Here is a 24,789-nt window from a genome sequence, read left to right as displayed (position 1 = left end):
CATGGTCGACCGCGAATTGACCTCGCCGGACGCTTGCGGCTTAAGGGCGCCGAGGCAATCTTGGAAGGTCGTGACATGGAGAGGGTGAGTTGCGCGGGGCTCGCGGTGGCGTCGGTGCTGGCGGATTTCGTCGAGACCGAGGCGCTGCCCGGCACCGGGGTGGACGCGGATCGGTTCTGGCAGGCGTTCGCCGAGATCGTGCGGGACCTCTCGCCGAAGAACCGCGCGCTGCTCGCGACGCGCGACCGCCTCCAGGCGGCGATCGACGACTGGCATCGGTCGAACGGCATGCCGTCGGACATGGCGGCCTACAAGGCCTTCCTGACCGAGATCGGCTATCTCGTCGATCCCGGCCCTGATTTCGAGATCGAAACGGCGAACGTCGACCCGGAGATCGCCACGATCTGCGGCCCGCAGCTCGTCGTGCCGGTGATGAACGCGCGATATGCGCTGAACGCCGCGAACGCCCGGTGGGGCTCGCTCTACGATGCGCTCTACGGCACCGACGCGATCCCCGAGACCGAGGGCCGCGAGAAGGGCAGGGGTTACAATCCCGCCCGCGGCCGTGCGGTCATCGACTGGGTGCGGGAGTTCCTCGACACCGCCGCGCCGCTCGAGGATGCGGACTGGCGGGCGGTGACGGGGCTTTCGGTCGCGGATGGCCGCCTCGTTCTCGCGCTCGGTGCCGGTGGCTCGACCGGCCTGCGCCGGCCGGAGCAGTTCGCGGGCTCCCTCGACGATCCGGCGGCGCCGAAGCGCATCCTGCTGCGCAACAACGGCCTCGGCATCGAGATCGTCGTCGACCCCTCGACGCCCACCGGCAGGGACGACGCGGCGGGCATATCGGACGTCTTCGTCGAGGCGGCGATCACCGCGATCATGGATTGCGAGGACTCCGTCGCCGCGGTCGACGCCGACGACAAGACGGTGGTCTATCGCAACTGGCTCGGCCTGATGAAGGGCGACCTCTCGGAGGAAGTGCAGAAGGCGGGCCGCAGCTTCGTGCGCCGCCTCGCCGCCGACACGCCGTATCGCGCGCCCGACGGCTCGACGGTCGAGGTGCGCCGCCGCGTGCTGATGATCGTGCGCAACGTCGGCCACCTGATGACCAACCCGGCGATCCTCGACCCGGAGGGCCGCGAGGTCCCCGAGGGCATCATGGACGGCATGGTGACGGCGGCGATCGCGCTGCACGACGTCGGTCCGCAGGGCCGGCGGGCGAACTCGCCCGAGGGCTCGGTCTACATCGTGAAGCCGAAGATGCACGGGCCGGAGGAAGTCGCCTTCGCGGTCGAGCTGTTCGGCCGCATCGAGGACGCGCTCGGCCTCGCGCGCAACACGCTGAAGGTGGGCGTGATGGACGAGGAGCGCCGCACGACGGTGAACCTCAAGGCCGCGATCCGCGAGGCGAAGGAGCGCATCGTCTTCATCAACACTGGTTTCCTCGACCGCACGGGCGACGAAATCCACACGTCGATGGAGGCGGGCCCGGCGATCCCGAAGGGCGAGATGAAGGGCGCCGCCTGGTACAAGGCATACGAGGACCAGAACGTCGACGTCGGCCTCGCCGCCGGCTTCCCCGGCCGCGCGCAGATCGGCAAGGGCATGTGGGCGGCCCCCGACCTGATGGCCGGAATGCTCGAGACCAAGGGCGCGCAGCCGGCGGCCGGCGCGAACACCGCCTGGGTGCCGTCACCGACCGCGGCGACCCTGCACGCCACGCACTATCACCGGGTGAACGTGCCCGCGGTGCAGGCGGGTCTGCGCGGCCGGGCGCCCGCGCGCCTCGACGACATCCTGACGCCGCCCGTGGTGGTGCGCCCGAACTGGTCGGCGGAGGTGGTGAGCCGCGAGCTCGACAACAACGCCCAGAGCCTGCTCGGCTATGTGGTGCGCTGGATCGACCAGGGCGTCGGCTGCTCCAAGGTGCCCGACCTCGAGGACGTGGCACTGATGGAGGATCGGGCGACACTGCGGATCTCGGCGCAGCACATGGCGAACTGGCTGCGCCACGGCATCTGCACCCCCGAGCAGGTGGAGGAGACGCTGCGCCGGATGGCGGTGGTCGTCGACCGGCAGAACGCCGACGACCCGGCCTATCGCCCGATGGCGGCCGACTTCGACGCCTCGATCGCGTTTCAGGCCGCGCGCGACCTCGTGTTCAAGGGCACCGAGCAGCCGAGCGGCTACACCGAGCCGATCCTGCACGCACGGCGGCGGGAGCGGAAGGCGCTCGATCGGTGACGGGGCAGGGGTGAACGTGCGGGGGTAGAAGCTTCCGTCTGGTCGGGTGTAACGAAGCCCGGCTCCGATTGACCGAAGCGGGCCCGCCCGCGAGTTGCACCCCGACAAGAAAACGCTCCAGTGGAGCGTTTTCCGGGGCGGGCGGCTTTCGACCAGTCGAAAGCCGCGAGGGGTGCAGATTTCTCCGTCCGGCGCCATCCGGCCGGGATCGCCCCGGCGAGCGCGGAAGCGCGCTCGCCCCCCGCAGGGGCGATCGCGGACGGATTTGTCACCCGCCAAATCCGTCTTTCTCCGTCGTTTCGAGGGGCGACCCGCCGAGGCGCTTCTTTGCGGGGTGCGACGTCGCCTATCCCACCAGCGGCAGCGCGAGGCGGAGGCCGGCGCTGCCGAAGACCAGCAGATAGCCCCCGGCGAGACGAATCTCGTCGACGCGCCGCCATTCGGCCACGTCGCGCTCGCGCCTGTCCCGCAGGATCGCCCGGACCCGCCGGCGAAAGCTCTCGTCGGTGTCGCCGGCGGCGTCGGCGTCGCGGATCCGCTGCAGGCGCTTCTTGCGAAGGTTGAGCGACCAGACCGGAACGGCCAGAACCGCGACCCCGAGAAAGGCGGCGAGGTTCAGCCACCACTCGGCGGGCACGCGGATCAGACCGCCACGGCAGAGACCGCCCTCGGCGCGTCGGCGCGCCCGAGAAAGGCCGCCTCGTCGATGCGCTGCAACGAGAAGCCGAGCAGCATGTGGCCGTCGCAGGCGGCGACATAGCGCGTCACGGTCTCCCAGTTGGGCAGCGCGCCGGTCGGTGCCTCCAGCCGCGAGACCATCGACTGCGACAGGCCGGAGCGCGCCTCGATGTCCTTCTGGGTAAGGCCGCGCTCCTTGCGCAGCGCGCGAAGCGCCAGCGCGAGCTTGCGCTTCACCTCATTGCCCGTCGCGCGCCCGGCCACGTCGGGGCGGGCCTGCTCGATGCGCTCGCGAAAGGTCGGGGGGGGCGTCGTTTCGGTCATCTCGCGGCCTCCCAGACCGGGGCGATCAGGTGGAAGTGCGCCTCGGCGAGGCGCCGGCTGGCGTCGCACGGCCGGGCGGTGCTCGGCACCAGCCCGTGCACCGTGACCGGGCCGAAGGCGTCGGCGCGGCGGTCGATGGAGATCGCCAGCCGCAGCCGGGCACAACGCGGCACCCGCAGGGCATAGACCTCATGGGCGCCGTCGAGCAGCCCGCAGCGCTCGTCGAGGTCGGGCTCCTGCATCTCCAGCTCCTCGAGCAGCAGGTGCGCGCCGTCGAGGCAATCCACCGGGGCCGCCACGAAATCCTGCAACACCGCCTCCTCGACGCCGGGCACCGGCGCGACCCGCCGCCGCACCGTCATCGGGAATATAGCGTGTGAATCATATTATTTCAACCACATATCCAAGGGCTACTCCGCCGCCTCCTGATAGCTCTCCACCGGCGGGCAGGAGCAGGCGAGGTTGCGGTCGCCCCAGACGTTGTCCACGCGGTTGACCGGCGACCAGTACTTGTCCACCCGAAACGCCCCCGGCGGATAGCACGCCGCCTCGCGCGAATACGGCCGGTCCCACGCGCCGACCAGATCCTCGACCGTGTGCGGCGCGTTGCGCAGCGGGTTGTTCTCCGCATCCATCTCGCCCGAGCGGATCAACTCGGCCTCGGCGGCAATGGCGAGCATCGCGGTGACGAACCGGTCGAGCTCCGCCTTCGGCTCGCTCTCGGTCGGCTCGATCATCAGCGTGCCCGCCACCGGCCAGCTCATCGTCGGCGCGTGAAAGCCGCAGTCGATCAGCCGCTTCGCCACGTCGTCCACCGTCACGCCCGCATCCTTGAAGACGCGCGTGTCGACGATGCACTCGTGCGCCACCCGCCCGTTCCGCGAGAACAGGATCGGATAGGCTGCGGACAGCCGCGCCGCGAGATAGTTCGCGTTCAGGATGGCGATCCGCGTCGCCTGCGTCAGCCCGGCGCCGCCCATCATCAGGCAGTACGCCCACGAGATCACCAGAAGCGACGGCGAGCCGAAGTCCGCCGCGCTGACCCGCCCCGCGCCCTCCGGCCGCCCGGGCAGGAACGGCGCGAGGTGCGCCTTCACCCCGATCGGCCCCATGCCGGGGCCGCCGCCGCCGTGCGGGATGCAGAAGGTCTTGTGCAGGTTCAGGTGGCTCACGTCCGAGCCGATCTCGCCGGGCCGCACCAGCCCGACCAGCGCGTTCATGTTGGCCCCGTCCATGTAGACCTGCCCGCCCGCCGCGTGGGTGATCTCGCAGACGGCGCGGATCGTCTCCTCGAAGACGCCGTGGGTCGAGGGGTACGTCACCATGCAGCAGGACAGCCGGTCGCCCGCCGCCTCGGCCTTGGCGCGGAAGTCGTCGAGGTCGATGTCGCCGTTCTCCGCCGCCCGCACCGGCATCACCCGGAGCCCGGCCATCTGCGCCGACGCCGGGTTGGTGCCGTGGGCCGAGGTCGGGATCAGGCAGACGTCGCGATGCGCCTCGCCCCGGCTCGCGTGATACGCCCGGATGGTGAGCAGCCCGGCGTATTCGCCCTGCGCGCCGGAATTCGGCTGCATGGACACCGCGTCATAGCCGGTGACGGCACAGAGCTTGGCGCAGAGATCGCCGATCACCTCCTGATAGCCTTCCGTCTGGTCCGACGGCACGAACGGATGGATGTCGGCAAACTCCGGCCAGGAGAGCGCCATCATCTCCGCCGTCGCGTTCAGCTTCATGGTGCAGGAGCCGAGCGGGATCATCGCCCGGTCGAGCGCCGAATCCCGGTCGGCGAGCCGGCGCATGTAGCGTGTCATCTCCGCCTCGGCCCGGTTCATGTGAAAGATCGGGTGGGTGAGGTAGGCGCTGGTGCGGATCAGCCCCTCCGGCAGGCGGATGTCGTGGTCGAGCTTCCCGGTCCAGCATGTCGCCGCCGAACGCGCGCCAGACCGCCTGCGTGTGCTCGCGCCGGGTGCGCTCGTCCAGCGTGATGCCGATGCGCGTCTCGCCGACCTTGCGCAGGTTGAGGCCCTCCGCCACCGCCGCCTTGAGGATGACGCCCTGCAACGCGCCCACCTCGACCGTGATCGTGTCGAAGAACGCGGCCGGCTCGACCGTGAACCCGAGGCCCTGCAATCCCTTGGCCAGCCGCACCGTCTTGCGGTGGATCCGCTGCGCGATGGCCTTCAGGCCCTCCGGCCCGTGGAACACCGCGTACATCGACGCCATGACGGCGAGCAGCGCCTGCGCGGTGCAGACGTTCGACGTCGCCTTCTCGCGCCGGATGTGCTGCTCCCGCGTCTGCAGGCTCAGGCGGTACGCCCGGTTGCCGCGGGCGTCGATCGACACCCCGACGATGCGCCCGGGCATCGACCGCTTGAGCGGATCGCGCACCGCCATGTAGGCCGCATGCGGCCCGCCATAGCCCAGCGGCACGCCGAAGCGTTGCGTCGAGCCCACGGCGATGTCCGCGCCCATCTCGCCCGGCGGCGTCAGCAGCGTCAGCGCCAGCGGGTCGGCCGCGACGCAGGCGAGCGCGCCCGTGGCATGCAGCGCGGCGATCGGCGCGGTGAAGTCGGCGCAGTGGCCGAAGGTCCCGGGATACTGGAAGATCGCCCCGAACACCGCCGCGGGGTCGAGCTCGGCGAAGGGGTCGCCGACGACCACCGGCCAGCCCAGCGGCTCGGCGCGGGTGCGGATCACCGCAATCGTCTGCGGGTGGCAGTGGTGGTCGACGAAGAACGCTGCCGCCTTCGACTTCGCCGCCCGCTGGCACAGCGCCATCGCCTCGGCGGCCGCCGTCGCCTCGTCGAGCAGCGAGGCGTTCGCCACGTCGAGCCCGGTCAGGTCGCACACCATCGTCTGGAAGTTGAGCAGCGCCTCGAGCCGCCCCTGGCTGATTTCCGGCTGGTACGGCGTATAGGCGGTGTACCACGCCGGGTTTTCGAGGATGTTCCGCTGGATCACCGGCGGCGTGACCGTGCCGTGATAGCCCTGGCCGATCAGGCTGGTCAGCACCTTGTTCCTGCCCGCCGTCAGGCGCAGCCGGTGCAGCGCCGCCTGCTCGCTGAGCGCCGGCCCCCAGTCGAGCGGCGCCGCCTGCCGGATTCCCGCGGGCACCGTCTCGTCGATCAGCGCATCGAGGCTCGGCGCGCCGGTCGCGGCCAGCATCTCCGCGATCTCGGCGGGCGACGGTCCGATGTGCCGGCGGTTGGCGAAATCGTAGGGGTGGTATTCGGATTCCTGGAACGCCATGGGTCTCGATGCTCGCTGAGCGGCCGCGGGCCGCACCCACGGCCGTTATCCCCCGCGACCGGGCCGGGCGCAACGCCAGCGGCACGCTCGATAGCCGCTCGAGAGACACCCCGGCGACCGACACATGCGCTCGCGCATGAGAGTCACCGGCGCGACAAGCCGAGGCATTGCCTCGGTCGCGCCGACGCGGGGAGCGCGGGGACCGCGCGGAGGCCGTCAGGGGGGAGATTTCTGCGGAAGAACGCCAATCCGTCCGTGGCTGCCCCGGCGGGACGCGCTCGCCGTGTCTGCCCCCCCGAGCCTTGCACCCCGCACCCGTTCCGGGCACACGGGAACGGGTGACTGCGCGGTCGAGGTCAGATGTATCCGTTCTTCCGCTTCGGCCTCGAGACGCTGCTGGCCCGCCGGGCCGGGCCGCTGCCGCTCGACGGCACGCACGTCTCGCACCATCGCTGCTGGCCGTGGGACCTCGACCCGTGGCGCGAGCTGAACAACGGCCGGACCCTCACGCTCTATGACCTCGGGCGGATGCCGCTCGCGATCCGTACCGGGCTCGCGCACACGCTCCGGGCGAATCACTGGGGCATCACCGTCGCCGGCGCCTCTGTGCGCTACCGCCGCCGGGTCCGGGCCTTCCAGCCGATCACCCTGCGCTCGGCCTTCCTCGGGCGCGACGCGCGGTTCCTCTATGTGCATCAGGCGATGTTCACCGGCGCCGAGGCGCTCTCCTCCGTCCTGATCCGCGGCGCCATCACCGCGCCGCAGGGCATCGTGCCGACCGACCGCGTGCTCGCGGCGATGGGCCACGGCGACCACCTGCCTGCCTTGCCCGCCTGGGCCGCCGCCTGGGCCGAGGCCGACGCCCTGCGCCCCTGGCCGCCGGAGTTTCCCCAATGACCGCCCCCGCGCCCGATACGCTCCCGCCCGAGACCCCCGCGCCTGATACACCCGCTCCCGATACACCCGCCGCCCGCCGCGGCATCTTCGGCTGGATGCTGTTCGACTGGGCGAACCAGCCGTTCCAGACCCTCGTCGTGACCTTCGTCTTCGGCCCGTGGTTCGTCGCCCAGGCGATCGGCGACCCGGTGGCGGGACAGGCGCTCTGGGGCTGGGCCTCCGCCCTCGCCGGCGCGGTGGCGGCGCTCCTCGCCCCGGTGCTCGGCGCGGTGGCCGACCGCACGGGCGCGCGCAAGGCGTGGGTGCTCGCGGCCTCGGTGCCCTACGTTCTCGGCTGCCTCGGGCTCTGGCTCGCCACGCCGGCGATGGCCGACCCGACCGTGGTGCTCGTCGCCTTCGGCCTCGGCTTCGTCGGCTCGGAACTCGGCGTCGTCTTCACCAACGCCATGCTGCCCGACCTCGCCCCGCGCGAGAAGATCGGCCGGATCTCCGGCTCCGGCTGGGCGCTCGGCTACTTCGGCGGGCTGGTGTCGCTCGTCTTCGTGCTGCTCTTCCTCGCCCCCGCGCCGGGCCGCGAGGTGACGCTGCTCGGCATCGCGCCGATCCTCGGCCTCGACCCCGCCCTCGGCGAGCCGGAGCGCGCGACCGGGCCGCTCTCCGCGCTCTGGTACGTCGTCTTTGCCGTCCCGCTCTTCCTCTACACCCCCGACGTGCCGCGCCGCCGCGAGGGCCGTGCCGTGCGCGACGGCCTCGCCGACCTCGGCCGCACCGCGCGCACGGCGCGGCGGCATCGCAGCCTTTTCACCTTCCTCGTGGCGTCGATGATCTACCGCGACGCGCTGGCGGCGCTTTATGCCTTCGGCGGCATCTATGCCGCCGGCGTGCTCGGCTGGGGCGCCTTCCAGCTCGGGGTCTTCGGCATCGTCGCGGCGACGGTGGGCACGATCGGCACCTATCTCGCCGGTCGCGCCGACGAGCGCTTCGGCCCGCGCCCGGTCATCGTCGGCTCGATCTGGGTGCTGATCGCCGTCGGCGCCTTCGCGCTGCTCACCACCCGCACCTCGGTGCTCGGCGTGCCGGTGCCCGAGGGCTCGCGCCTGCCCGACCTCGCGTTCCTCGCCGCGGGCGGCCTGCTCGGCGCCGCGGGCGGCGCGGTGCAGGCGGCGTCGCGCACGCTGCTCGTCCACCTCTCCCACGGGCGGATGGCGCCGGCGCAGGCGTTCGGCCTGTTCGCGCTGTCCGGCCGGGCGACCGCATTTCTCGGCCCGGCGGCGATCGCCGCGGTCACAACCCTGTCAGGTTCACAGCGCCTGGGGGTGAGCCCGGTCATCCTGCTCTTCCTGCTCGGCCTCGGGCTGCTATATTGGGTCAAAACCGAGGATGAGCAGCCCATGGACCCGACGGCATGATCCCACGCCGGCCAAAGGCACTGGCCGCGGCCCTGGCGGCGCTCGCGCTCCTCGCGGCGCCCGCGGCCGCGCTCGAGACCGCGAAGCAGCTCTTCGCCAGGCCCGACGATCCCACCGCCCCGCCGGCCTATGCCATCGGCACGGCGGGCAACGGCTGCCTTGCCGGCGCGGTGCAGTTGCCCGAGAGCGGCCCGACCTGGCAGGCGATGCGGCTCAGCCGCAACCACGAGTGGGGCCACCCGGCGATGATCGCCTTCATCGAGGACCTGAGCCGCATCGCCGCGCAGCAGCCGGGCTGGCCCGGCCTCTACGTCGGTGACATCGCCCAGCCCCGCGGCGGCCCGGTCGATGGCCACGCCAGCCACCAGATCGGGCTCGACGCCGATATCTGGTATCTCCGGCCCACCCGCCTCGACCTGAGCGCGCGCGACCGCGAGCGCATCTCGGCCAACTCCGTCAAGGCCAGCGACGACCGCCACGTCAACGCCAACTGGACGCCGCAGAACGCCGCGATCCTCGAAGCCGCCGCGCGCGACCCGCGGGTGAACCGCATCTTCGTCACCGCGCCGGTGAAGCTGCAGATGTGCGCCGACGCCGGCCCGCGCGACCGGGCCTGGCTCGGCAAGATCCGCCCGTGGTGGGGGCACGACGATCACTTCCACGTCCGGCTGAACTGCCCGCGCGGTGCCGCCGGCTGCGTGCCGCAGGAGCCGGTGCCGGCCGGCGACGGCTGCAAGGATGCCGTCTGGTGGGTGACCGACGCGCTGAAGCCGCCCGACCCCAATGCGCCCAAGCCGAAGCCGACGCCGCCCCTGATGCTCGCCGACCTGCCGGCGCAGTGCACCCAGGTGCTGAACGCGCGATGAGACGCCGGTTCCGCCTTTGCGTGGCGCTCGTGGCGCTCGCGTTGCCCGGCATCGCCCCGGTCGTCCTGCCCGCGTCCGAGGCGGCGGTCCCGGCCGGGGCCCCGCATCTCGTCGAGATGAGCCGCACGGCCTGGCGCGACGGCTGGGTGCATTTCGGCGGCTTCTCCGCGCTCTGGGTCAGCCCGGACGGCAGCCGCTTCACGGTGATCTCCGACCGCGGCGCCTTCGCCGACGGCCACTTCGAGCGCACCGACGGCGAGATCGACGCCGCGGTGATGGGCCGCCACGCCCGGCTCCGGGGCATCGACGGCGTGCGCCTCGAGGGTCCGGACGTCGACGCCGAGGGGCTGGCATTGGACCGCGACGGCCGCGCCTACGTCTCGTTCGAGAACTTCCACCGGGTCCGGCGCTACGACGACCTGCGCGGCCCGGCGGCATCGGTGCCGAGCCACCCGGACTTCGCCCGGTTCCAGCAGAACTCGGGCATCGAGACTCTCGCCATGGACGCGGCCGGCACGCTCTACGCCATTCCCGAGCGGTCGGGGGGGCTGCGGCGGCCGTTCCCGGTCTACCGCCTGATCGGCGACGCCTGGGACAAGTCGTGGACCATCCCGCGGGAAGGCACCTTCGTGCCGGTCGACGCCGACTTCGGTCCGGACGGCCGATTCTACCTGCTCGAGCGGGATTTCAAGTGGCTCGGCGGCTTTGCCACCCGGATCCGCCGCTTCGACGTGACCCCGGAGGGCCTCGTCAACGAGACCGAGCTGTTGCAGACCCGCTTCGGCGATCTCGACAACATGGAGGGGCTCGCCGCCTGGCGCGACCCCGAGGGCCGCACCCGCCTGACCCTCGTCTCCGACGACAACTTCTTCCCGCTGCAGCAGACGCTCTTCGTCGAGTACGTCGTCGAGGGCTGAGGACCGGCCCGGCCCGGCCGCCGTGCGACGACGGGCCTCCCGCGAGAGGACGTCCCGAGCCGCGCGCGGCCGGCTCGCCCGATGGGCCTCGGCCGTCTTCGCGCCGCGCTTCGGCGTCGGCTACGACGCAGCCTGCGCGATCAGCCGCATCCACCCGGCATGAAGGCATACGACCGATCGTCGGCCATATGATCGCGCTGCTCGTCGGGCGGATCATTGTGGCGGCCTCGGTCGGCGGGCGGCGCCAGACCGCCTCGAACTGCGCCGTGACGCGTTCGACGTCGGCGGGGGTGATGGTGATGACGTCGGGGCGCGCGACGCCGCGGCCGCCGATGGCGACGTCGGCGGCGAAGATAACGAGGCCGATCAGCAGGAAGTGCAGCAGCGGCTCGCGCAGGGCGCGCCGGAGCCAGCCGGGGCGCGCCCTGTTGTCGGGGAGAGGATCGGCGGGCACGGGCCTTACGCCTTCGGCCTGTACCAGATCGGCGAGGACCAGGCGCGTTCCTGGATCGCCACCGGCAGGTCGGGGCGGGGCGGGATGCCGAGCGTCTTCGCGTCGTAGGTCGACCAGCGCGGGATCGGGATCTGCAGCAGGCGCACGTAGTAGAAGGCATGCGCGGCCGGGTCGAAGTCCGGGTCGGTCCAGACGGCGGAGAGATCGGGTGCGCCGATGGCGTTGGTATAGCTGGCGCTCGCCGCGTCCACCGTGTTGCCGACCGGCGGCGCCTTGCCATCCGGACCGGGGACACGACCGCCGGAGAGCGCGATGTCGTAGATCTTTTCCTGCGGCGCGCCGCCGGGCGTCACCCACCCCTTGACCATCTGGATGCGGTCGAGATTGGTCCCGTCCGCCTCCTTCATCGCCATGACGAGGAAGGTGGGCGCCTTGCCTCCGACGCCGCGAGATCGCCCCCCATCGGCACGCCGGCGGCATAGGCGCGATGCACCCAGTCGGCCGCGACGAAGGGATCGGCGCCGAAGTCGTAGCCGCCGAAGACGCGCAGGGTCATGCGCGGGCCGGAGGTCGCATAGGTCTCCTTGCGCTCCACCGCCGCGAAGAGCGCCGGCCGGGTGTTGGCGTCGGCCCAGATCGCGGCGACGCCGGCGGAGGAGAACTCCCGCACCTGCCTGGCGTTCTTCTCGTCGACGCCTTCGACGCCGATCAGCCGGTGCGCGGGCGTCGATTCCGCGCCGAACTTGCCGGTGTAGTTGTCTTCCTCGATCGGCGAGGCGGAGTTGTGGGTGTCGCTGTCGCCGATGAAGCCGTACTTGAACGGATTGCCGACGCCCTCGGCCTCCAGCTTCAGGCCACGGCCCATCGCCTCGCGGATATAGCCGCCGATCTTGTGCTCGGGCGGCACCGCGTCGACGCCGAGAGTATAGTCCCAGATCTCGAAGTTGGCGAACTCGTCGTTCGGGGCGAGGGCAGGGCAGACCTCGGACGTGCCCTTGATCTGGTGATCTCGTAGAGCGGCTCGTTGCGCATCCGGGTCTCCGCGTAGTCCCGCGTCAGCTTCGAGCCGCCATAGCTCGTCTCCTCGGGAAACATCAGCCCGTTCGAGGCATTGCCGTTGTGCGGGATGGCGAGGAGCGGGGCGGGCCATCGTCAGGCGGGGCTTAGCTCGATTTCGTGACCGGCGGCGGGCGCGCAGGGCCAATCGGCCCAGCACGGGGGCGGGGAGCCTGCCTGCGAATGACGGGCAAAGAGATCCTTCCAGGCTCAGCCAGACGCCGCCGTGAACGCCCGTTCAGCCGATGATGAAGCGGAGGATGTCTGTCCTGCGCATCTTGTCGCGCCGGCCCCCCGACGTGCTCCGGCCGGGCATCGTCCCGGGCCGCATGGCTGTCTTCCACCTTGTCCGGCTGACCGCTCGTTTCGCAACGGCCTCGACCGATCTCATCGTCGCGCAGCACGATATCGGCCATCCGCTGGAATGATGGGCATCGCGCGACGCGGCCAACTCAATGGCGCAGGCCAGCGCCTTGCCAGGAAAGAGGACGCGCCAGCAAACCCGAGCTTCTGTCGATCGCGCCTATCCCGACAAGGGATTTCCGACGGCAGTCAGAAACAGAAGCAGGCCCAACCTGCTTCTGTTTTGCTTCGGTCGATCCGGATCGTTCTCGCACGGCTCTAGGTATTCCGCGCCGTTCCCGCTTCCGCCAAAACCGAAAACCCCGCCTATCCAATACGATAGTTCGGGCTCTCCCGGGTGATCTGCACGTCGTGCACGTGGCTTTCGCGCAGGCCGGAGCCGGTGATGCGGACGAAGCCGCAGTTGCCGCGCATCCCGTCGATCGTGGCGTGGCCGGTGTAGCCCATGGCGGCGCGCAGGCCGCCGACCATCTGGTGCAGGACGGCCGCGACCGGACCCTTGTAGGGGACCTGGCCCTCGATGCCCTCGGGAACCAGCTTTTCCGCCGACGCTTCCTTCTGGAAGTAGCGGTCGGCCGAGCCGCGCGCCATCGCGCCGACCGATCCCATGCCGCGATACGACTTGTAGCTGCGGCCCTGGTAGAGGATCACCTCGCCCGGCGCCTCGTCGGTGCCGGCAAGGATCGAGCCGACCATGGCGCAGCTCGCGCCCGCGGCGATCGCCTTGGCAAAGTCGCCGGAAAACTTGATGCCGCCGTCGGCGATGACCGTGTGGCCGGTGCGCTCCGCCTCCTCGGCGCAGTCGAGCACCGCCGTCATCTGCGGCACGCCGACGCCGGCGACGATGCGGGTGGTGCAGATCGAGCCCGGGCCGATGCCGACCTTCACCGCGTCGGCGCCCGCCTCGATCAGCGCGCGGGTGGCGCCGGCGGTCGCGACGTTGCCGGCGATGATCTGGACGCGGTTGGAATAGCGCTTCAGCCGGTCGACCGCCTCGCCGACGCCCTTGGAGTGGCCGTGCGCGGTGTCGATCACCACCACGTCGACGCCGGCCTCGACCAGCGCGACGGAGCGCTCGAAGCCCGCGTCGCCCACCGTCGAGGCGGCGGCGACGCGCAGGCGGCCGAGGTCGTCCTTGGCGGCGTGCGGGTTCAGTACCGCCTGTTCGGTGTCCTTCAGCGTGAGGAGCCCGGTCAGCCGGCCGCCGTCGTCGACGACGAGCAGCTTCTCGATGCGCCGCTCCTGCATCATGCCCTTGGCCTCGCCGAGGTCGGCGGGCTCGCGCAGCATGGCGAGGTTCTGGCTGGTCATCATCGCGGAGACCGGGGTGCGGTCGTCGGCGGCGAAGCGCATGTCGCGGTTGGTCACGATGCCGAGGACGACGCCCTGGGAGTCCACCACCGGAAAGCCGGTGATGCGGTAACGCTCCATCAGCGCCTTCGCATCGGCCAGCGTCTGCTCCGGGCGCAGCGTGACGGGCGCATAGACCACGCCCGAGACGAAGCGCTTGACCCGCTGCACCTCGGCCGCCTGCTCCTCGACCGTCAGGTTGCGGTGGATCACGCCGATGCCGCCGGCCTGGGCCATGGCGATCGCCATGCGGCCCTCGGTCACGGTGTCCATCGCGGCGGAGAGAAGCGGGATCTGCAGGCTGATCTCGCGGGTGAGGCGGGTGCGGGTGTCGGCGGTCGCGGGCAGCACTTCCGAGGCGCCGGGCACGAGGAGCACGTCGTCGAACGTGAGGGCTTCGCGAAGGTTCATCGCCGAGACTCCGATCCTTGGGGGACAGGGCCGTCGTATTTCACGCAGTTGCGGGAAAGGGAAGGGGCCTCGCCGGTGCCGGCCGGTCCGGCACGACGGGAGACGACACGTCCTCGCGACCCGCCGTATGCGCCGCATTGCCCGCCGGGGTCGTTTTCACCGACGGCGCCCGGATGCGGGGGCCGCATCGTAACCTGCGCGGCAGCGAGGCATTTCCCGGTGGGGGACAGGCTGCTATGCTGGGGGCAGGGCGAGGAAGGAACGCACGGATGGATTGGCGAGGGCGGCGGGAAAGCTCCAACATCGAGGATCGGCGCGGACAGGGCGGCGGCATGGTCCGGGTCGGCGGGGTCGGGGGCATCGGCGTCCTGGCCGTCGTGCTGATCGGCATGTTCTTCGGGGTCGACCTGACGCCGATGCTGAACGGCTCGGGCGGTGACAGCTATTCGCAGGCGCCGTCGGGACCGAACACCGTCGACGATGACAGCGAGCGGTTCGTCGCGGTGGTGCTGGGCGAGACGGAAGACATCTGGGGCGCGATCTTCAAGGCGTCGAGCCTGACCTATCATCAGCCGAAGCTGGTGCTGTTCAGCGGGGCCACGCGCTCGGGCTGCGGCGCGGCGCAGTCGGCGATGGGGCCGTTCTATTGCCCGGTGGACAAGACCGTCTATCTCGACACCGATTTCTTCCGGGTGATGGAGCAGCAGCTCGGCTCGCGCGGCGAGTTTGCCCGGGCCTACGTGATCGCCCACGAGGTCGGGCATCACGTGCAGGACGAGCTTGGCGTGCTGGAGCAGACCACGGCCGTGCGCGCGCGGTCGAGCGAGGCCAAGGCCAACGCCATCTCGGTGCAGGTGGAGCTGCAGGCGGACTGTTACGCCGGCGTCTGGGCGAACGCCGCGCGCGACCGGCTGAAGCTGACGGACGCGGACATCAAGAGCGCGCTCGACACCGCCGCGCGGATCGGTGACGACGCCTTGCAGCAGAAGAGCCAGGGGGTGGTGGTGCCCGACAGCTTCACCCACGGCACGAGCGAGCAGCGGCAGCGCTGGTTCTATCAGGGGTATCGCAGCGGCGATCCCGGCCAGTGCGACACCTTCAGCGCGCAAAGCCTCTGAGGTGGCGGAGGTCGTCAACCTGCGCACCGCCCGCAAGCAGCGCGAGCGGGCCGAGGCGCGGCGGCGCGTGGCGGTCAGGACCGGCGACGAGGCCGAGCGGGCCCGGGCCGAGGCGGCGCTGGAGCGGCGCCGGATCGACGGTCATCGCCGGGACGAGGGCGGCCTTTCAGACGGTCGCAGTCCTGACGACGAAGGGTGATCCCCTTGCGGCCGGAAAAGCACTCGCTGACCCTGCGCGGCCATCGCACCTCGGTGTCGCTCGAGCCCGAATTCTGGCAGGCGTTCCGCGCCCTCGCCGCGGCGGAGGGGCGGGGCCTGAACGAACTCGCCGCCGACATCGACGCGGCGCGGGGCACGGAGCGCAACCTCGCCTCGGCAATCCGGGTGCGCATCCTCGCGCACCTGAGCCAGCGGGCGGCGGAGTGACGGCCGGTCAGGCGTCCCGCAGGATCGAGCGCAGCGACTCGTAGACGTTGGCATTGGCGGCAACCAGCGAGCGGTCGTCGAAGATGTGCTCGTCCTCGCCGATGCCGCCGGCAAATCCGCCGGCCTCCCGGACGAGCAGCAGGCCCGCGGCCACGTCCCACGGGTTCAGCCCCCGTTCCCAGTAGCCGTCGAGCCGTCCCGCCGCCACATAGGCGAGATCGAGCGCCGCGGCGCCCCAGCGGCGGATGCCGGCGGTGCGCGGGGTCAGCGCCGCGATGCCGCGCAGGGTGCGGGGCAGTTCCGGGTTGCCACCGAACGGCACGCCGGTCGCAAAGATCATCTCGAGCATCTCGCGCCGGCCGGAGACCCGGATGCGCCGGTCGTTGAGCCAGGCGCCCGCGCCCTTCTCGGCCACGAACATCTCGTCCTTGGCCGGGTCGTAGACGACGCCCGCGACGATCTCGCCCTTGTGCTCCAGCGCGATCGACACGGCCCAGTGCGGCAGGCCGTGCAGGAAGTTCGTGGTGCCGTCGAGCGGGTCGACGATCCAGCGGCGCGTCGGATCGGCGCCCTTGACCTCCGCGCCGCTTTCTTCACCGAGCCAGCCGTAGTTCGGCCGCGCCTCGAGCAGATCCTCCTTCAGCACCTGCTCGGCCTTGAGGTCGGCGCGGCTGACGAAATCGCCGGGGCCCTTGGAGGAGACCTGCAGCTGCTCCACCTCGCCGAAATCCCGCAGCAGGCCGCGGGCGGCGCGGCGGGCGGCCTTGATCATGATATTGATATTGGCGGAAGCGGTGGCCATTGGGGAGGGCTCGGACGGTTGGAGAGCGGACGGGGCCTTATGGCCGCTTCGCCCCCCGCCGGCAAGGGTTCAGAGACGGCTCGGAACGGCCGGCGGGGCGGTCCGGCAAACGGGCTTGGACGGCCGCTCAGTTGTCGACGACGTAGCCATAGAAGGTGTCGAGCAGGGGGTACTCGCCCTTGTCGATCACTCCGTCGCCGTTGGCATCGGCCTTCAGGTACTGGACATGCTTCAGGCGCGGCATGGCGCGCTCGGCCTCGTCGAAGGTGACGACCCCGTCGCGGTTCAGGTCGGCGCGCGAGAACGCGACCTTGGCGATTGCCGGGCCGGGCGTGACGAGGACGGCGGCCGCCGCGGCAGCAGCGACGAGCGAGGCGGTGAGGCCGAGGCGGGTGTAGAGCATCACGGTCGGGGACCTTCCAGAGAGCGCCGGCGGGCGAAGAGGCGCGGTCGCGGGGCGGGGAGCGGGTGGGCGGCGGTCGGCCGCGGGGTGGCAAGCGGTTCGGCTGTGAGCCGGACGCGCGCCTTGACCGGCAGGTGGTCGGAGGCGACGCGGGCGAGGGGAGAGTCGTGCGCGGCAAAGCTCTCGACGCGCCCGGATGGCAGCACGAACACCCGGTCGAGCGCGAGCACGGGGTAGTAGGCCGGGAAGCTCGGCACGCCGTGGCCGAGCGGGCCGAAGACCGTCTGGGTGTGCATCAGCGACGACCGACCCTGCCGGCGCCATTCGTTGAGGTCGCCCATGAACACCACCGGCCGGTCGGTCGCGGCGCGGGCATGGTGCAGCAGGGTCTCGATCTGGAGCAGCCGCGACTGGCGCAGCAGCCCGAGGTGGGCGGCAACGACGCGGACGGGGCCGGCGGCAAGGTCGAGGTCGGCGACCAGCGCGCCGCGCGGCTCGAGGCCGGGCAGGCGGATTCTGGTGCAGCGCCCGGACCAGCCCCTCGCGCACCAGCACGAGGTTGCCGTGCCAGCCATGGCCGGCGTGGCCGTTCTCGACCGGCACGGGGACGAGGCCGGTCTGGCGGTGCAGCTGATCGAGGTCGAGCAGCGCAGCCCGGTCGCCGAACCGCTTGTCCGCCTCCTGCAGCGCGATCACGTCGGGCGCGATCTCCGCGATGACCGCCATGACGCGACCGGGATCGAAGCGCCGGTCGATCCCCACGCATTTGTGGATGTTGTAGGAGGCAAAGAGCGTTGGGCGCGCGGCGTCCGTCGCCATGAAGGTCTCCCGGGTTGCGCGCGGAGAATGGGCCGGCCGAGGCGGAGGAGTCCAGAGGGCGCACCCGCCGCAAGGCGTGGACTTCACGCGTGATGCGGCTGGTATCACGCTGAAATGCAAGGCTATAGTTCTGGCGGGTAAGGTGCGGTCAATCTTCGTTGACCACAGGCCGCGGCCCCGGCGGGCGGCGGCTGGAGGGCCCGGCGGCCCGGATCGGGCCGCCGGCGCGGATGGTCAGTTCACGAAGACAGTGGCGAGCGGCGGGAAGCCGTTGAAGCCGACCGACGAGTAGCTCGTGGTATAGGCGCCGGTGCAGAGGATGCGGATCTTGTCCCCCGCCTCCAGGTCGAGCGGCAGCTGCACTGGGCGCTTCTCGTAGAGCACGTCGGCGGAGTCGCAGGACGGGCCGGCGAGGATGCACGAGCCGGTCTCGGCATCGTCGTGGCGCGTCTCGAACTGGTAGCGGATCGCCTCGTCCATCGTCTCGGCGAGGCCCGAGAACTTGCCGATGTCGAGGAACACCCAGCGCGCGAGGTCGTCGGCGTCCTTGCGGGCGACGAGCAGCACCTCGGCGACGATGACGCCCGCCTCGGCGACGAGGCCGCGGCCCGGCTCGGCCATGACGTGAACGTCGGTGCCGAAGCGGTGGCGCACCATGCTCATCACCTCGGCCGCATACGCCTCGGTGCGCAGCATCGGCTCGCCGTAGAACGCCGGGAAACCGCCGCCGATGTTGAGGATGCGCAGCTCATGGCCGACGTCCGCCGCCGCGGTCCACAGGGCATGCGCGGCGTCGAGCGCCGAGGCCCACATGCGCGGCTCGCGCACCTGGCTGCCCGGGTGGAACGAGATGCCGGCGATGTCGAGGCCGAGATAGCGGCCGAGATCCATCAGGCGCAGCGCCTCGCGGCGCGAGCAGCCGAACTTGCGGCTGAGCGGCCAGTCGGCCTCCGACGCCTCCACCAGCATGCGGATGATGACGCGCGCGCCGGGCGCGTGCTCGGCGAGCTTGTAGATCTCTTCCTCGGCGTCGGCGGCGAACTGCTCCACGCCGGCGGCAAAGGCATGGGCGATGTCGCCGGTCCGCTTGATGGTGTTGCCGAAGGCGATGCGGTCGGCCGGGATGCCGAGCGACAGGCACAGGTCGATCTCGCCGCGCGAGGCGCAGTCGAAGCGGCCGCCCTCGGCGGCGACGGCGGCGATCACCTCGGGGGCCGGGTTCGCCTTGACCGCATAGTGGATCGACGCGGTCGCGAGGCCGGTGTCGAGGGCGCGGTACTTGGCGCGCAGCATGTCGAGATCGAAGACGACCGTCGGGCGGTCGAAGTCGGTCGCGCGGATGCACGCATCCTGCGCCGCGCTGACCGCGGACACGGACGGGTGGTTGTCGGAAAAGAGTTCGAGCGGGCTTGCCCGCAAAAGCGGCAGCATGTCGCATGCGCATCTCCATCAGTCCCGGGGGGTATGAACCCCGGAGTTCCCAAAAGAGACGTTACCGTCGCTACGTGAGTTCTCCCGCGAGGGGACCTTACAGAGGCGCGTGCGTTGGCGTCGTGAGCCGCATATGAGGCCAGCGTCCGTCGCAATCAAGCGTAAAACGGACCGGCCGGCACATTTTTTCGGTATCTTGGCCCGGTGGGGGCCGAGTTCATTAAAATTCTGTTAAATCATAACCATAATCGCGGGAGCTCATCTTGGCCGGCGCGGCGGATCTGACGGAGCCGGCAGAGCGCGCGAATCAGTGACGCCGCCGCGGGGAGCCGCGGCGGCGTCACTGGAAAAACCGGGGTGCGTCGATCAGGCGGCCGTCTGCGCCTTGGCGATCTCGCGCTTCAGCTTCAGCGCCTTCGTCGACAGCTCGGCGTCGGGCGCCGCCGCGAGGAAGGCGTCGAGGCCGCCGCGGTGGTCGACGGTGCGCAGCGCCGACGCGGAGATGCGGAAGCGGTGGGCCTGGCCGAGGGTCTCGCTGGTCAGCGTGACGTCGTTGAGGTTCGGCAGGAAGCGCCGCTTGGTCTTGTTGTTGGCGTGGCTCACATTGTGGCCAACCATCGGGCTCTTGCCGGTCAGTTCGCAGCGGCGCGACATGGGTTCGGTCCTTGCAGATCTCGGGGTGGCCCACGACGCGAGCCGGGGCAATTGTCGAGGGCGCCGCATACAGGCTGGGGTGCCGCGCGTCAAGACCACATCAGCCGCCACGCACCCATGCGTCGAGCACCGCGTCGGCGGCGGCCTCCGGGGCGAGGGCGCCGGTGGCGACCTGCGCGGCGAGCCGGCGGCGGAGATCGCCGATGCCGGGGTGCGCGGCGAGGCGCGCGAGGAGGCCGGTCTCGAGGGCGTGGGCGAACCAGGCCTCGGCCTGGGCGCGACGGCGGGCGTCGAAGGTGCCGGCGGCGCGGCGGGCGGCGGCGAGCCCGTCGATGGCCGCCCACGCCTCCGGCAGGCTGGTGCCGGTGGCGGCGGAGACGGTCATCGCGCGCGGCCAGCCGGCCGGGTCGCCCGGTCGCGGTCGGATCAGGCGCAGGGCGCCGGCATAGTCGGCGCAGGTGCGCCGCGCCTGCGGCTCGAGCGCACCGTCGGCCTTGTTGACGAGCAGGAGGTCGGCCATCTCCATGATGCCGCGCTTCACCCCCTGCAGCTCGTCGCCGCCGGCGGGCGCGATGAGCAGGACGAAGACATCGGTCATCTCGGCGACCATGGTCTCCGACTGGCCGACGCCGACGGTCTCGACCAGCACCACGTCGGCGCCCCAGGCCTCGACCACGCGGATCGCCTCGCGGGTGCGGCGGGCGACGCCGCCGAGGGTGGTCTGGCTCGGCGACGGCCGGATGTAGGCGTTCGGCTGACGGGCAAGCTCGGACATGCGGGTCTTGTCGCCGAGGATCGAGCCGCCGGAGCGGCCCGACGAGGGGTCGACCGCCAGCACGGCGAGGCGGTGCCCGGCGGCGGCGAGCTGCATCCCGAGCGCCTCGATGAAGCTCGACTTGCCGACGCCCGGCGTGCCGGTCAGCCCGACGCGGAGCGCCGGGCGGGCGGGCAGGGCGGCGAGCAGGGCGCGCGCGGCGTCGCGATGGTCGGCACGGGTCGATTCAACCAGCGTGATCGCGCGGGCGAGCGCGCGGCGGTCGCCCTCCGCCACCCGGGCGCCGAGCGCCTGTGCCTCCGCCTCCGCCTCACGCAAGCGTCACCTCCGCCGAACCAAGCCTTACGGGCCTTCACCTCGCGGGGCCTCTTTGGCATACCTCGCTGCGGCTGTCCCGGTTGAACGCGAGGAAAAAACCCGATGCCGTTGTCCAATCGTGTCCGTGGCGGCCTCGTCGCCTTAGCCGTGTGCCTGGCCGGCGCAAGCGGTGTGCCGGCGGAGGCAGCGAGCTTCAGCTTCAGCGTGGCGGGCCTGCCGGTCGGCACGATGGCGATGAGCTCGACCACCTCGGGGACGAGTTACAGCGCGACGGCGGACGTGGACGCGACGGGTCTTGTCGGGTTCTTCACCAGCTTCTTCTTCCACGGCAAGGCGAACGGCACGGTGGCGGCGGACGGGACGGTGGTCCCGGCGTGGTTCCAGGCCAAGTCGAAGTCGTCGCGGGCGGTGCGCGAGACGACGATCGACTGGAAGGGCGGCACGCCGACCAAGGTCACGATCGTGCCGCCGCGCGACGACAACGCCGACCCGGCGGAGCAGGGCGGCACCCTCGATCCGGTGTCGGCGACGTTCCGGCTGCTGCGCGACATGCCGAAGGCGCAGGCGTGCAACGTCACGGTCGACATGTTCGACGGATCGCGGCGCTCGCGGCTGAAGGTGGGGCCGGCGCAGGCGAAAGGGTCCACGCTGACCTGCAAGGGCACGTACACCCGGATGAAGGGCGAGTCGCTCGGCACGCTCGACAAGACGAGCTTTCCCTTCACCCTCACCTTCACGGTGGGCGCGGACGGCATCGCGAGGGCGCAGCGGATCGAGGCGCCGACGAACTTCGGCACGGCGGTCGTCGCCCGCAAGGGCTGAGGCCCGTGGCGCTGCCGATCGAGCCGGCGCTGCCGATCGAGCCGGTTCTGCCGGCGCTCGTGGCGGCGCTTGCGGGCGGCGCGGCGGTGCTGCAGGCCCCGCCGGGGGCAGGCAAGACCACGCGGGTGCCGCTGGCGCTGATCGAAGCGGGCGTCGTGGGCAAGGTGGTGATGCTCGAGCCGCGGCGGGTGGCGGCGCGGGCGGCCGCGGAGCGGCTGGCGGAGGGCCTGGGCGAACGGCCGGGCGCATCGGTCGGCTACCGGATGCGCGGCGAAGCCGTCGCGGGCGCCCGGATCGAGGTGGTGACGGAGGGCATCCTCACGCGGATGCTGCAGTCGGCGCCCGACCTGCCCGGCGTCGGCTGCGTGATCTTCGACGAGTTCCACGAGCGCAGCCTGCAGGCCGACCTGGGCCTCGCGCTGACGCTGGAGGCGAAGGGCGCGCTGCGGCCCGACCTGAAGCTGCTGGTGATGTCGGCGACGCTCGATGCCGGCCCAGTGGCCGGGATGATCGGGGCGCCGGTGGTGACGGCGGAGGGCCGGGCGTTTCCGGTCGAGACGGTCTGGCTCGGCCGGCCGTGGAGCGCCGATGCGGCCCGGCTGGAGGACGCGGTGGCGGTGGTGACGCTCGACGCGCTGAAAGAGAGCGAGGGCGGCGTGCTGGTCTTCCTGCCCGGGCAGGGCGAGATCGGACGGGTGGCGGCGAGGCTGGCCGGGCGGCTGCCGGCGGGGGTGGTGTTGCAGCAGCTGCACGGCGGGCTGCCGTTCGCGGCGCAGCGCGCGGTGCTGGCGCCGCTCGAGCGCGGGCGGCGGCTGGTGCTGTCGACGGCGATCGCCGAGACCTCGCTCACCATCCCCGACGTGCGCGTGGTGGTCGACGCCGGCCGGGCGCGGCGATCGCGGTACGATCCCGGCTCGGGCATGGCGCGGCTCGTCACCGAGCGGGTGAGCCGGGCCGAGGCGGAACAGCGGCGCGGGCGCGCGGGGCGGGTGGCGCCCGGGCGCTGCTATCGGCTGTGGACGAAGGGCGAGGAAGGCGCGCTGCCGCTGCACGCCCCGCCCGAGATCGCGAGCGCGGATCTCGCGCCGCTGGCGCTGGAGCTGGCGGCGTGGGGCGCGGCGAGCCCGGACGGGCTCGCGTTCCTGACCCCGCCGCCCGCGCCGGCCTTTGCCGAAGCGCGGGCGCTGCTCGGGGCGTTGGGCGCGCTCGGGGCCGACGGGCGGATCACGGCGCACGGGCGGGCGCTCGCCGCGCTGCCGGCGCATCCGCGGGTCGGGCACATGCTGCTGGTCGCGGGCAAGCCGGCGGCGGACCTCGCGGCGCTCGTCGAGGCGCGCGACCCGCTGCGCGGCGAGGGGCGGCGGCCGCCGGTCGACCTCACGCTCCGGCTCGATGCGCTGGCCGGGCGCCGCCCCGCCGATCCGGCAGCCGTCGCCGCGGTGCGGATCGAGGCGAAGCGGCTCCGGGCGCTGTCGCCCGCCGGCGCGGCGCTGTCGCCCGGAGCGGCGCTGTCGCTGGCCTTTCCCGACCGGATCGGCCAGCGGCGGCCGGGCGAGGCGCCGCGCTATCTGCTGGCGAACGGCAAGGGCGCGGTGCTGCCGCCAGACGATGCGCTGGGGCTCGCGCCGTTTCTCGTCGCGGCCGACCTCGACGGCGACCCGCGCGAGGCGGTGGTGCGGCTGGCGCTGCCGCTGGCGGAGAGCGACCTGCGGGCGCTCCATGCCGGGCGGCTGACTGCGGAAACGGTGTGCGAGTGGTCGCGGCGGGAGAAGGCGGTGGTCGCGCGCGAGCGGCTGCGGCTCGGCGCGCTGGTGCTCGAGGACCGACCGTGGCGCGCGGCGCCGCCCGAGGCGGTGGCGCGGGCCCTCGCGGCCGGGATCCGCGACCTCGGGCTCGAGGCGCTGCCCTGGACCCCGGCGCTGCGGCGGCTGGCGGGGCGGGTGGAGTGGCTGCGGGCGCACGGCGCGCCGGAGCTGCCGGACTTTTCCGACGCGGGGCTGCTCGGCGATCTCGACGACTGGCTGGGAGCTTGGCTCGCCGGCATCGGCCGGGCGGCGGACCTTGGTCGCGTCGACCTCGCCGGGGCGCTCGATGCGCGGCTGGGGCGCGACGGGCGGCAGCGGCTCGACAGGCTGGCGCCGCCGAGCCTCACCGCGCCGACCGGCACGACGCTGGCCGTGGATTACTCGGGCGCGGCGCCGCGGGTGTCGGTGCGGCTGCAGGAGCTGTTCGGGCTGACCGAGCATCCGACGCTCGGGCCGGAGCGCATTCCGGTCGTCATCGAACTGCTGTCCCCGGCGCAGCGGCCGGTGCAGACCACCGCCGACCTGCCGGGCTTCTGGCGCACGTCCTACGCCGACGTGCGCCGGGATCTGCGCGGCCGCTATCCGCGGCACCCGTGGCCGGAGAATCCGGCCGAGGCGGTGGCGACCCGGCGGGCAAAGCCGCGCGGGACCTGACGTCAGAGGCTGGCGTTGCGGATCTCGCCGTCCGTGGGCGTCGTCGAGATCGTCAGGGCGTCGATCTCGCGGGCGAAGGTGAACAGCGTCTCCTTGTGGCCGGGCAGCGAGAAGCTCACCCGCTCGCCATCGTCGAGGCCCATCACCAGCCGGTGCGGCGAGTCGCCGTCGGCATCGACCCAGGTCGCCGTCACCTCGTAGAGGTCCCCGGCCTTCGGCACGAAGTAGGCGACCATCTGCAGGTTGTCGGTCGTGAGCGTCTTTGCCTCGATCGGCGTCGAGGTCCGCACGTCGCCCGCGAAGGCGGGCAGGGCGGCTGTCGCGAGTGCAACGGCGAGCGCGGTCTTCAGCATGACTGGAACTCCTGAACCCTTGGCGCGACGGTTCGCGCCTTCAGAGAGAGGATGATCCTCGGGCGGTCGCATTGCAATGCAGCATTTCGCATGGCTACCATGCGTCAGGCGAAGTTGTTAGTATAGAATACAAAGGCATACGACTTGCTGCGCCGCACTTTTCGCCGCATTCCCCGGGCGGTCCTTCGCGG

The 24,789-nt window shown here is 71.8% G+C and carries 22 protein-coding genes and 3 pseudogenes; 11 read left to right on the top strand and 14 right to left on the bottom strand.

Translation table 11 applies throughout. From position 1 onward, the window contains the following. Window positions 1-75 precede the first annotated feature (75 nt). A complete protein-coding gene (locus QM699_RS11030) occupies window positions 76-2,244 on the top strand; it encodes a malate synthase G (RefSeq protein WP_415011170.1) in 2,169 nt (722 codons plus the stop codon). A gap of 346 nt (window positions 2,245-2,590) precedes the next feature. Here QM699_RS11030 and QM699_RS11025 read toward each other — a convergent pair whose 3' ends face one another. From QM699_RS11025 to gcvP, 4 genes and pseudogenes are all read right to left on the bottom strand, one after another. Continuing rightward, window positions 2,591-2,881 carry a hypothetical protein gene (locus tag QM699_RS11025; RefSeq protein ID WP_415011169.1) on the bottom strand — a complete coding sequence of 97 codons (291 nt, stop codon included), beginning with the start codon at window positions 2,879-2,881 and terminating at the stop codon, window positions 2,591-2,593. Between the two features lie 5 nt (window positions 2,882-2,886). Then, window positions 2,887-3,246: a helix-turn-helix domain-containing protein gene (locus QM699_RS11020; RefSeq protein WP_415011168.1), complete on the bottom strand. Its 360-nt coding sequence runs from the start codon at window positions 3,244-3,246 to the stop codon at window positions 2,887-2,889. Next, on the bottom strand, window positions 3,243-3,608 hold the full coding sequence (locus QM699_RS11015) for a hypothetical protein (RefSeq protein ID WP_415011167.1): 366 nt from the start codon (window positions 3,606-3,608) through the stop codon (window positions 3,243-3,245). The genes QM699_RS11020 and QM699_RS11015 overlap by 4 nt, the downstream gene beginning before the upstream one ends. Before the next feature lie 48 nt (window positions 3,609-3,656). Next, window positions 3,657-6,495, bottom strand: a pseudogene (gene gcvP, locus QM699_RS11010) (aminomethyl-transferring glycine dehydrogenase). A 360-nt stretch (window positions 6,496-6,855) separates the two neighbouring features. Here gcvP and QM699_RS11005 point away from each other — a divergent pair. The 4 genes from QM699_RS11005 to QM699_RS10990 are packed head-to-tail and all read left to right on the top strand — an operon-like array spanning window position 6,856 to window position 10,584. After that, the gene (locus QM699_RS11005) at window positions 6,856-7,392 is read left to right on the top strand and encodes an acyl-CoA thioesterase (RefSeq protein ID WP_415011166.1); all 537 of its coding nucleotides are present in this window, start codon (window positions 6,856-6,858) and stop codon (window positions 7,390-7,392) included. After that, window positions 7,389-8,801, top strand: coding sequence for an MFS transporter (locus QM699_RS11000; RefSeq protein WP_415011165.1), 1,413 nt, complete (start codon window positions 7,389-7,391; stop codon window positions 8,799-8,801). Before QM699_RS11005 ends, QM699_RS11000 begins: the two co-directional genes overlap by 4 nt. Continuing rightward, complete coding sequence (gene mepA / locus QM699_RS10995) at window positions 8,798-9,667, top strand: penicillin-insensitive murein endopeptidase (RefSeq protein ID WP_415011164.1); 870 nt, start codon at window positions 8,798-8,800, stop codon at window positions 9,665-9,667. Before QM699_RS11000 ends, mepA begins: the two co-directional genes overlap by 4 nt. Beyond that, window positions 9,664-10,584, top strand: a complete 921-nt coding sequence (locus tag QM699_RS10990) for an esterase-like activity of phytase family protein (protein ID WP_415011163.1) — start codon at window positions 9,664-9,666, stop codon at window positions 10,582-10,584. Before mepA ends, QM699_RS10990 begins: the two co-directional genes overlap by 4 nt. A 459-nt stretch (window positions 10,585-11,043) precedes the next feature. Here QM699_RS10990 and QM699_RS10985 read toward each other — a convergent pair. Continuing rightward, window positions 11,044-12,133 (bottom strand): annotated as a pseudogene (locus QM699_RS10985) (DUF3604 domain-containing protein). 221 nt (window positions 12,134-12,354) lie between these two features. Between QM699_RS10985 and QM699_RS10980 the strand changes: the two are divergent. Further along, window positions 12,355-12,522, top strand: a complete 168-nt coding sequence (locus tag QM699_RS10980) for a hypothetical protein (RefSeq protein ID WP_415011162.1) — start codon at window positions 12,355-12,357, stop codon at window positions 12,520-12,522. Window positions 12,523-12,763: 241 nt separating this feature from the next. Here the strand turns inward: QM699_RS10980 and guaB are convergent, their stop codons facing one another. Beyond that, complete coding sequence (gene guaB / locus QM699_RS10975; RefSeq protein ID WP_415011161.1) at window positions 12,764-14,218, bottom strand: IMP dehydrogenase; 1,455 nt, start codon at window positions 14,216-14,218, stop codon at window positions 12,764-12,766. A 269-nt stretch (window positions 14,219-14,487) separates the two neighbouring features. On the opposite strand from guaB, the gene QM699_RS10970 reads away from it, so the two are divergent. Genes QM699_RS10970 through QM699_RS10960 form a run of 3 tightly spaced genes read left to right on the top strand, consistent with a single transcriptional unit; the run spans window position 14,488 to window position 15,762 of the window. Beyond that, entirely contained in the window at window positions 14,488-15,336 is an 849-nt protein-coding gene (locus QM699_RS10970) for a neutral zinc metallopeptidase (protein WP_415011160.1), read from the top strand. Window position 15,337: 1 nt separating this feature from the next. After that, window positions 15,338-15,535 (top strand): DUF4169 family protein, encoded by a 198-nt coding sequence (locus tag QM699_RS10965; protein ID WP_415011159.1) that lies wholly within the window; start codon window positions 15,338-15,340, stop codon window positions 15,533-15,535. Beyond that, on the top strand, window positions 15,535-15,762 hold the full coding sequence (locus QM699_RS10960; protein ID WP_415012743.1) for a ribbon-helix-helix domain-containing protein: 228 nt from the start codon (window positions 15,535-15,537) through the stop codon (window positions 15,760-15,762). Before QM699_RS10965 ends, QM699_RS10960 begins: the two co-directional genes overlap by 1 nt. Before the next feature lie 7 nt (window positions 15,763-15,769). On the opposite strand, the gene QM699_RS10955 is transcribed toward QM699_RS10960, so the two are convergent. The 7 genes and pseudogenes from QM699_RS10955 to meaB all read right to left on the bottom strand — a co-directional run bounded on the left by QM699_RS10955 (window position 15,770) and on the right by meaB (window position 20,964). Next, on the bottom strand, window positions 15,770-16,564 hold the full coding sequence (locus QM699_RS10955) for an inositol monophosphatase family protein (RefSeq protein WP_415011158.1): 795 nt from the start codon (window positions 16,562-16,564) through the stop codon (window positions 15,770-15,772). Between the two features lie 127 nt (window positions 16,565-16,691). Next, a complete protein-coding gene (locus QM699_RS10950) occupies window positions 16,692-16,967 on the bottom strand; it encodes a hypothetical protein (RefSeq protein ID WP_415012742.1) in 276 nt (91 codons plus the stop codon). Beyond that, entirely contained in the window at window positions 16,967-17,542 is a 576-nt protein-coding gene (locus tag QM699_RS10945; RefSeq protein WP_415011157.1) for an endonuclease/exonuclease/phosphatase family protein, read from the bottom strand. Before QM699_RS10945 ends, QM699_RS10950 begins: the two co-directional genes overlap by 1 nt. Then, a pseudogene (locus QM699_RS10940) lies at window positions 17,481-17,693 on the bottom strand (endonuclease/exonuclease/phosphatase family protein); the annotation flags it as partial. The gene QM699_RS10945 and the pseudogene QM699_RS10940, both read right to left, overlap by 62 nt. Window positions 17,694-18,020: 327 nt before the next feature. Continuing rightward, window positions 18,021-19,217, bottom strand: coding sequence for a type III PLP-dependent enzyme (locus tag QM699_RS10935; protein ID WP_415011156.1), 1,197 nt, complete (start codon window positions 19,215-19,217; stop codon window positions 18,021-18,023). Between the two features lie 366 nt (window positions 19,218-19,583). Next, window positions 19,584-19,871 (bottom strand): 50S ribosomal protein L28, encoded by a 288-nt coding sequence (rpmB, locus tag QM699_RS10930; protein ID WP_415011155.1) that lies wholly within the window; start codon window positions 19,869-19,871, stop codon window positions 19,584-19,586. A gap of 100 nt (window positions 19,872-19,971) precedes the next feature. Beyond that, entirely contained in the window at window positions 19,972-20,964 is a 993-nt protein-coding gene (gene meaB, locus QM699_RS10925; RefSeq protein ID WP_415011154.1) for a methylmalonyl Co-A mutase-associated GTPase MeaB, read from the bottom strand. A gap of 102 nt (window positions 20,965-21,066) precedes the next feature. On the opposite strand from meaB, the gene QM699_RS10920 reads away from it, so the two are divergent. Both QM699_RS10920 and hrpB read left to right on the top strand, forming a co-directional pair. Beyond that, window positions 21,067-21,786, top strand: coding sequence for a DUF3108 domain-containing protein (locus QM699_RS10920; RefSeq protein ID WP_415011153.1), 720 nt, complete (start codon window positions 21,067-21,069; stop codon window positions 21,784-21,786). 17 nt (window positions 21,787-21,803) lie between these two features. After that, a complete protein-coding gene (gene hrpB, locus QM699_RS10915; RefSeq protein WP_415012741.1) occupies window positions 21,804-24,245 on the top strand; it encodes an ATP-dependent helicase HrpB in 2,442 nt (813 codons plus the stop codon). 2 nt (window positions 24,246-24,247) lie between these two features. On the opposite strand, the gene QM699_RS10910 is transcribed toward hrpB, so the two are convergent. After that, the gene (locus tag QM699_RS10910; protein WP_415011152.1) at window positions 24,248-24,598 is read right to left on the bottom strand and encodes a hypothetical protein; all 351 of its coding nucleotides are present in this window, start codon (window positions 24,596-24,598) and stop codon (window positions 24,248-24,250) included. Window positions 24,599-24,789: the final 191 nt, after the last annotated feature.

The sequence above is a fragment of the Amaricoccus sp. genome (assembly GCF_047602525.1).
Lineage (GTDB): Bacteria > Pseudomonadota > Alphaproteobacteria > Rhodobacterales > Rhodobacteraceae > Amaricoccus.
This window is presented reverse-complemented; position numbering and strand designations above follow the sequence as displayed.

Bases quoted from the DNA above. Each gene is read 5' to 3' on its own strand.
- QM699_RS11030 (WP_415011170.1), top strand. From the start codon at position 76: ATGGAGAGGGTGAGTTGCGCGGGGCTCGCGGTGGCGTCGGTGCTGGCG.
- QM699_RS11020 (WP_415011168.1), bottom strand. From the start codon at position 3,246: ATGACCGAAACGACGCCCCCCCCGACCTTTCGCGAGCGCATCGAGCAG.
- QM699_RS11015 (WP_415011167.1), bottom strand. From the start codon at position 3,608: ATGACGGTGCGGCGGCGGGTCGCGCCGGTGCCCGGCGTCGAGGAGGCG.
- QM699_RS11005 (WP_415011166.1), top strand. From the start codon at position 6,856: ATGTATCCGTTCTTCCGCTTCGGCCTCGAGACGCTGCTGGCCCGCCGG.
- QM699_RS11000 (WP_415011165.1), top strand. From the start codon at position 7,389: ATGACCGCCCCCGCGCCCGATACGCTCCCGCCCGAGACCCCCGCGCCT.
- mepA (WP_415011164.1), top strand. From the start codon at position 8,798: ATGATCCCACGCCGGCCAAAGGCACTGGCCGCGGCCCTGGCGGCGCTC.
- QM699_RS10990 (WP_415011163.1), top strand. From the start codon at position 9,664: ATGAGACGCCGGTTCCGCCTTTGCGTGGCGCTCGTGGCGCTCGCGTTG.
- QM699_RS10980 (WP_415011162.1), top strand. From the start codon at position 12,355: ATGTCTGTCCTGCGCATCTTGTCGCGCCGGCCCCCCGACGTGCTCCGG.
- guaB (WP_415011161.1), bottom strand. From the start codon at position 14,218: ATGAACCTTCGCGAAGCCCTCACGTTCGACGACGTGCTCCTCGTGCCC.
- QM699_RS10970 (WP_415011160.1), top strand. From the start codon at position 14,488: ATGGATTGGCGAGGGCGGCGGGAAAGCTCCAACATCGAGGATCGGCGC.
- QM699_RS10955 (WP_415011158.1), bottom strand. From the start codon at position 16,564: ATGGCCACCGCTTCCGCCAATATCAATATCATGATCAAGGCCGCCCGC.
- QM699_RS10950 (WP_415012742.1), bottom strand. From the start codon at position 16,967: ATGCTCTACACCCGCCTCGGCCTCACCGCCTCGCTCGTCGCTGCTGCC.
- QM699_RS10945 (WP_415011157.1), bottom strand. From the start codon at position 17,542: ATGGCTGGCACGGCAACCTCGTGCTGGTGCGCGAGGGGCTGGTCCGGG.
- QM699_RS10935 (WP_415011156.1), bottom strand. From the start codon at position 19,217: ATGCTGCCGCTTTTGCGGGCAAGCCCGCTCGAACTCTTTTCCGACAAC.
- rpmB (WP_415011155.1), bottom strand. From the start codon at position 19,871: ATGTCGCGCCGCTGCGAACTGACCGGCAAGAGCCCGATGGTTGGCCAC.
- QM699_RS10920 (WP_415011153.1), top strand. From the start codon at position 21,067: ATGCCGTTGTCCAATCGTGTCCGTGGCGGCCTCGTCGCCTTAGCCGTG.
- QM699_RS10910 (WP_415011152.1), bottom strand. From the start codon at position 24,598: ATGCTGAAGACCGCGCTCGCCGTTGCACTCGCGACAGCCGCCCTGCCC.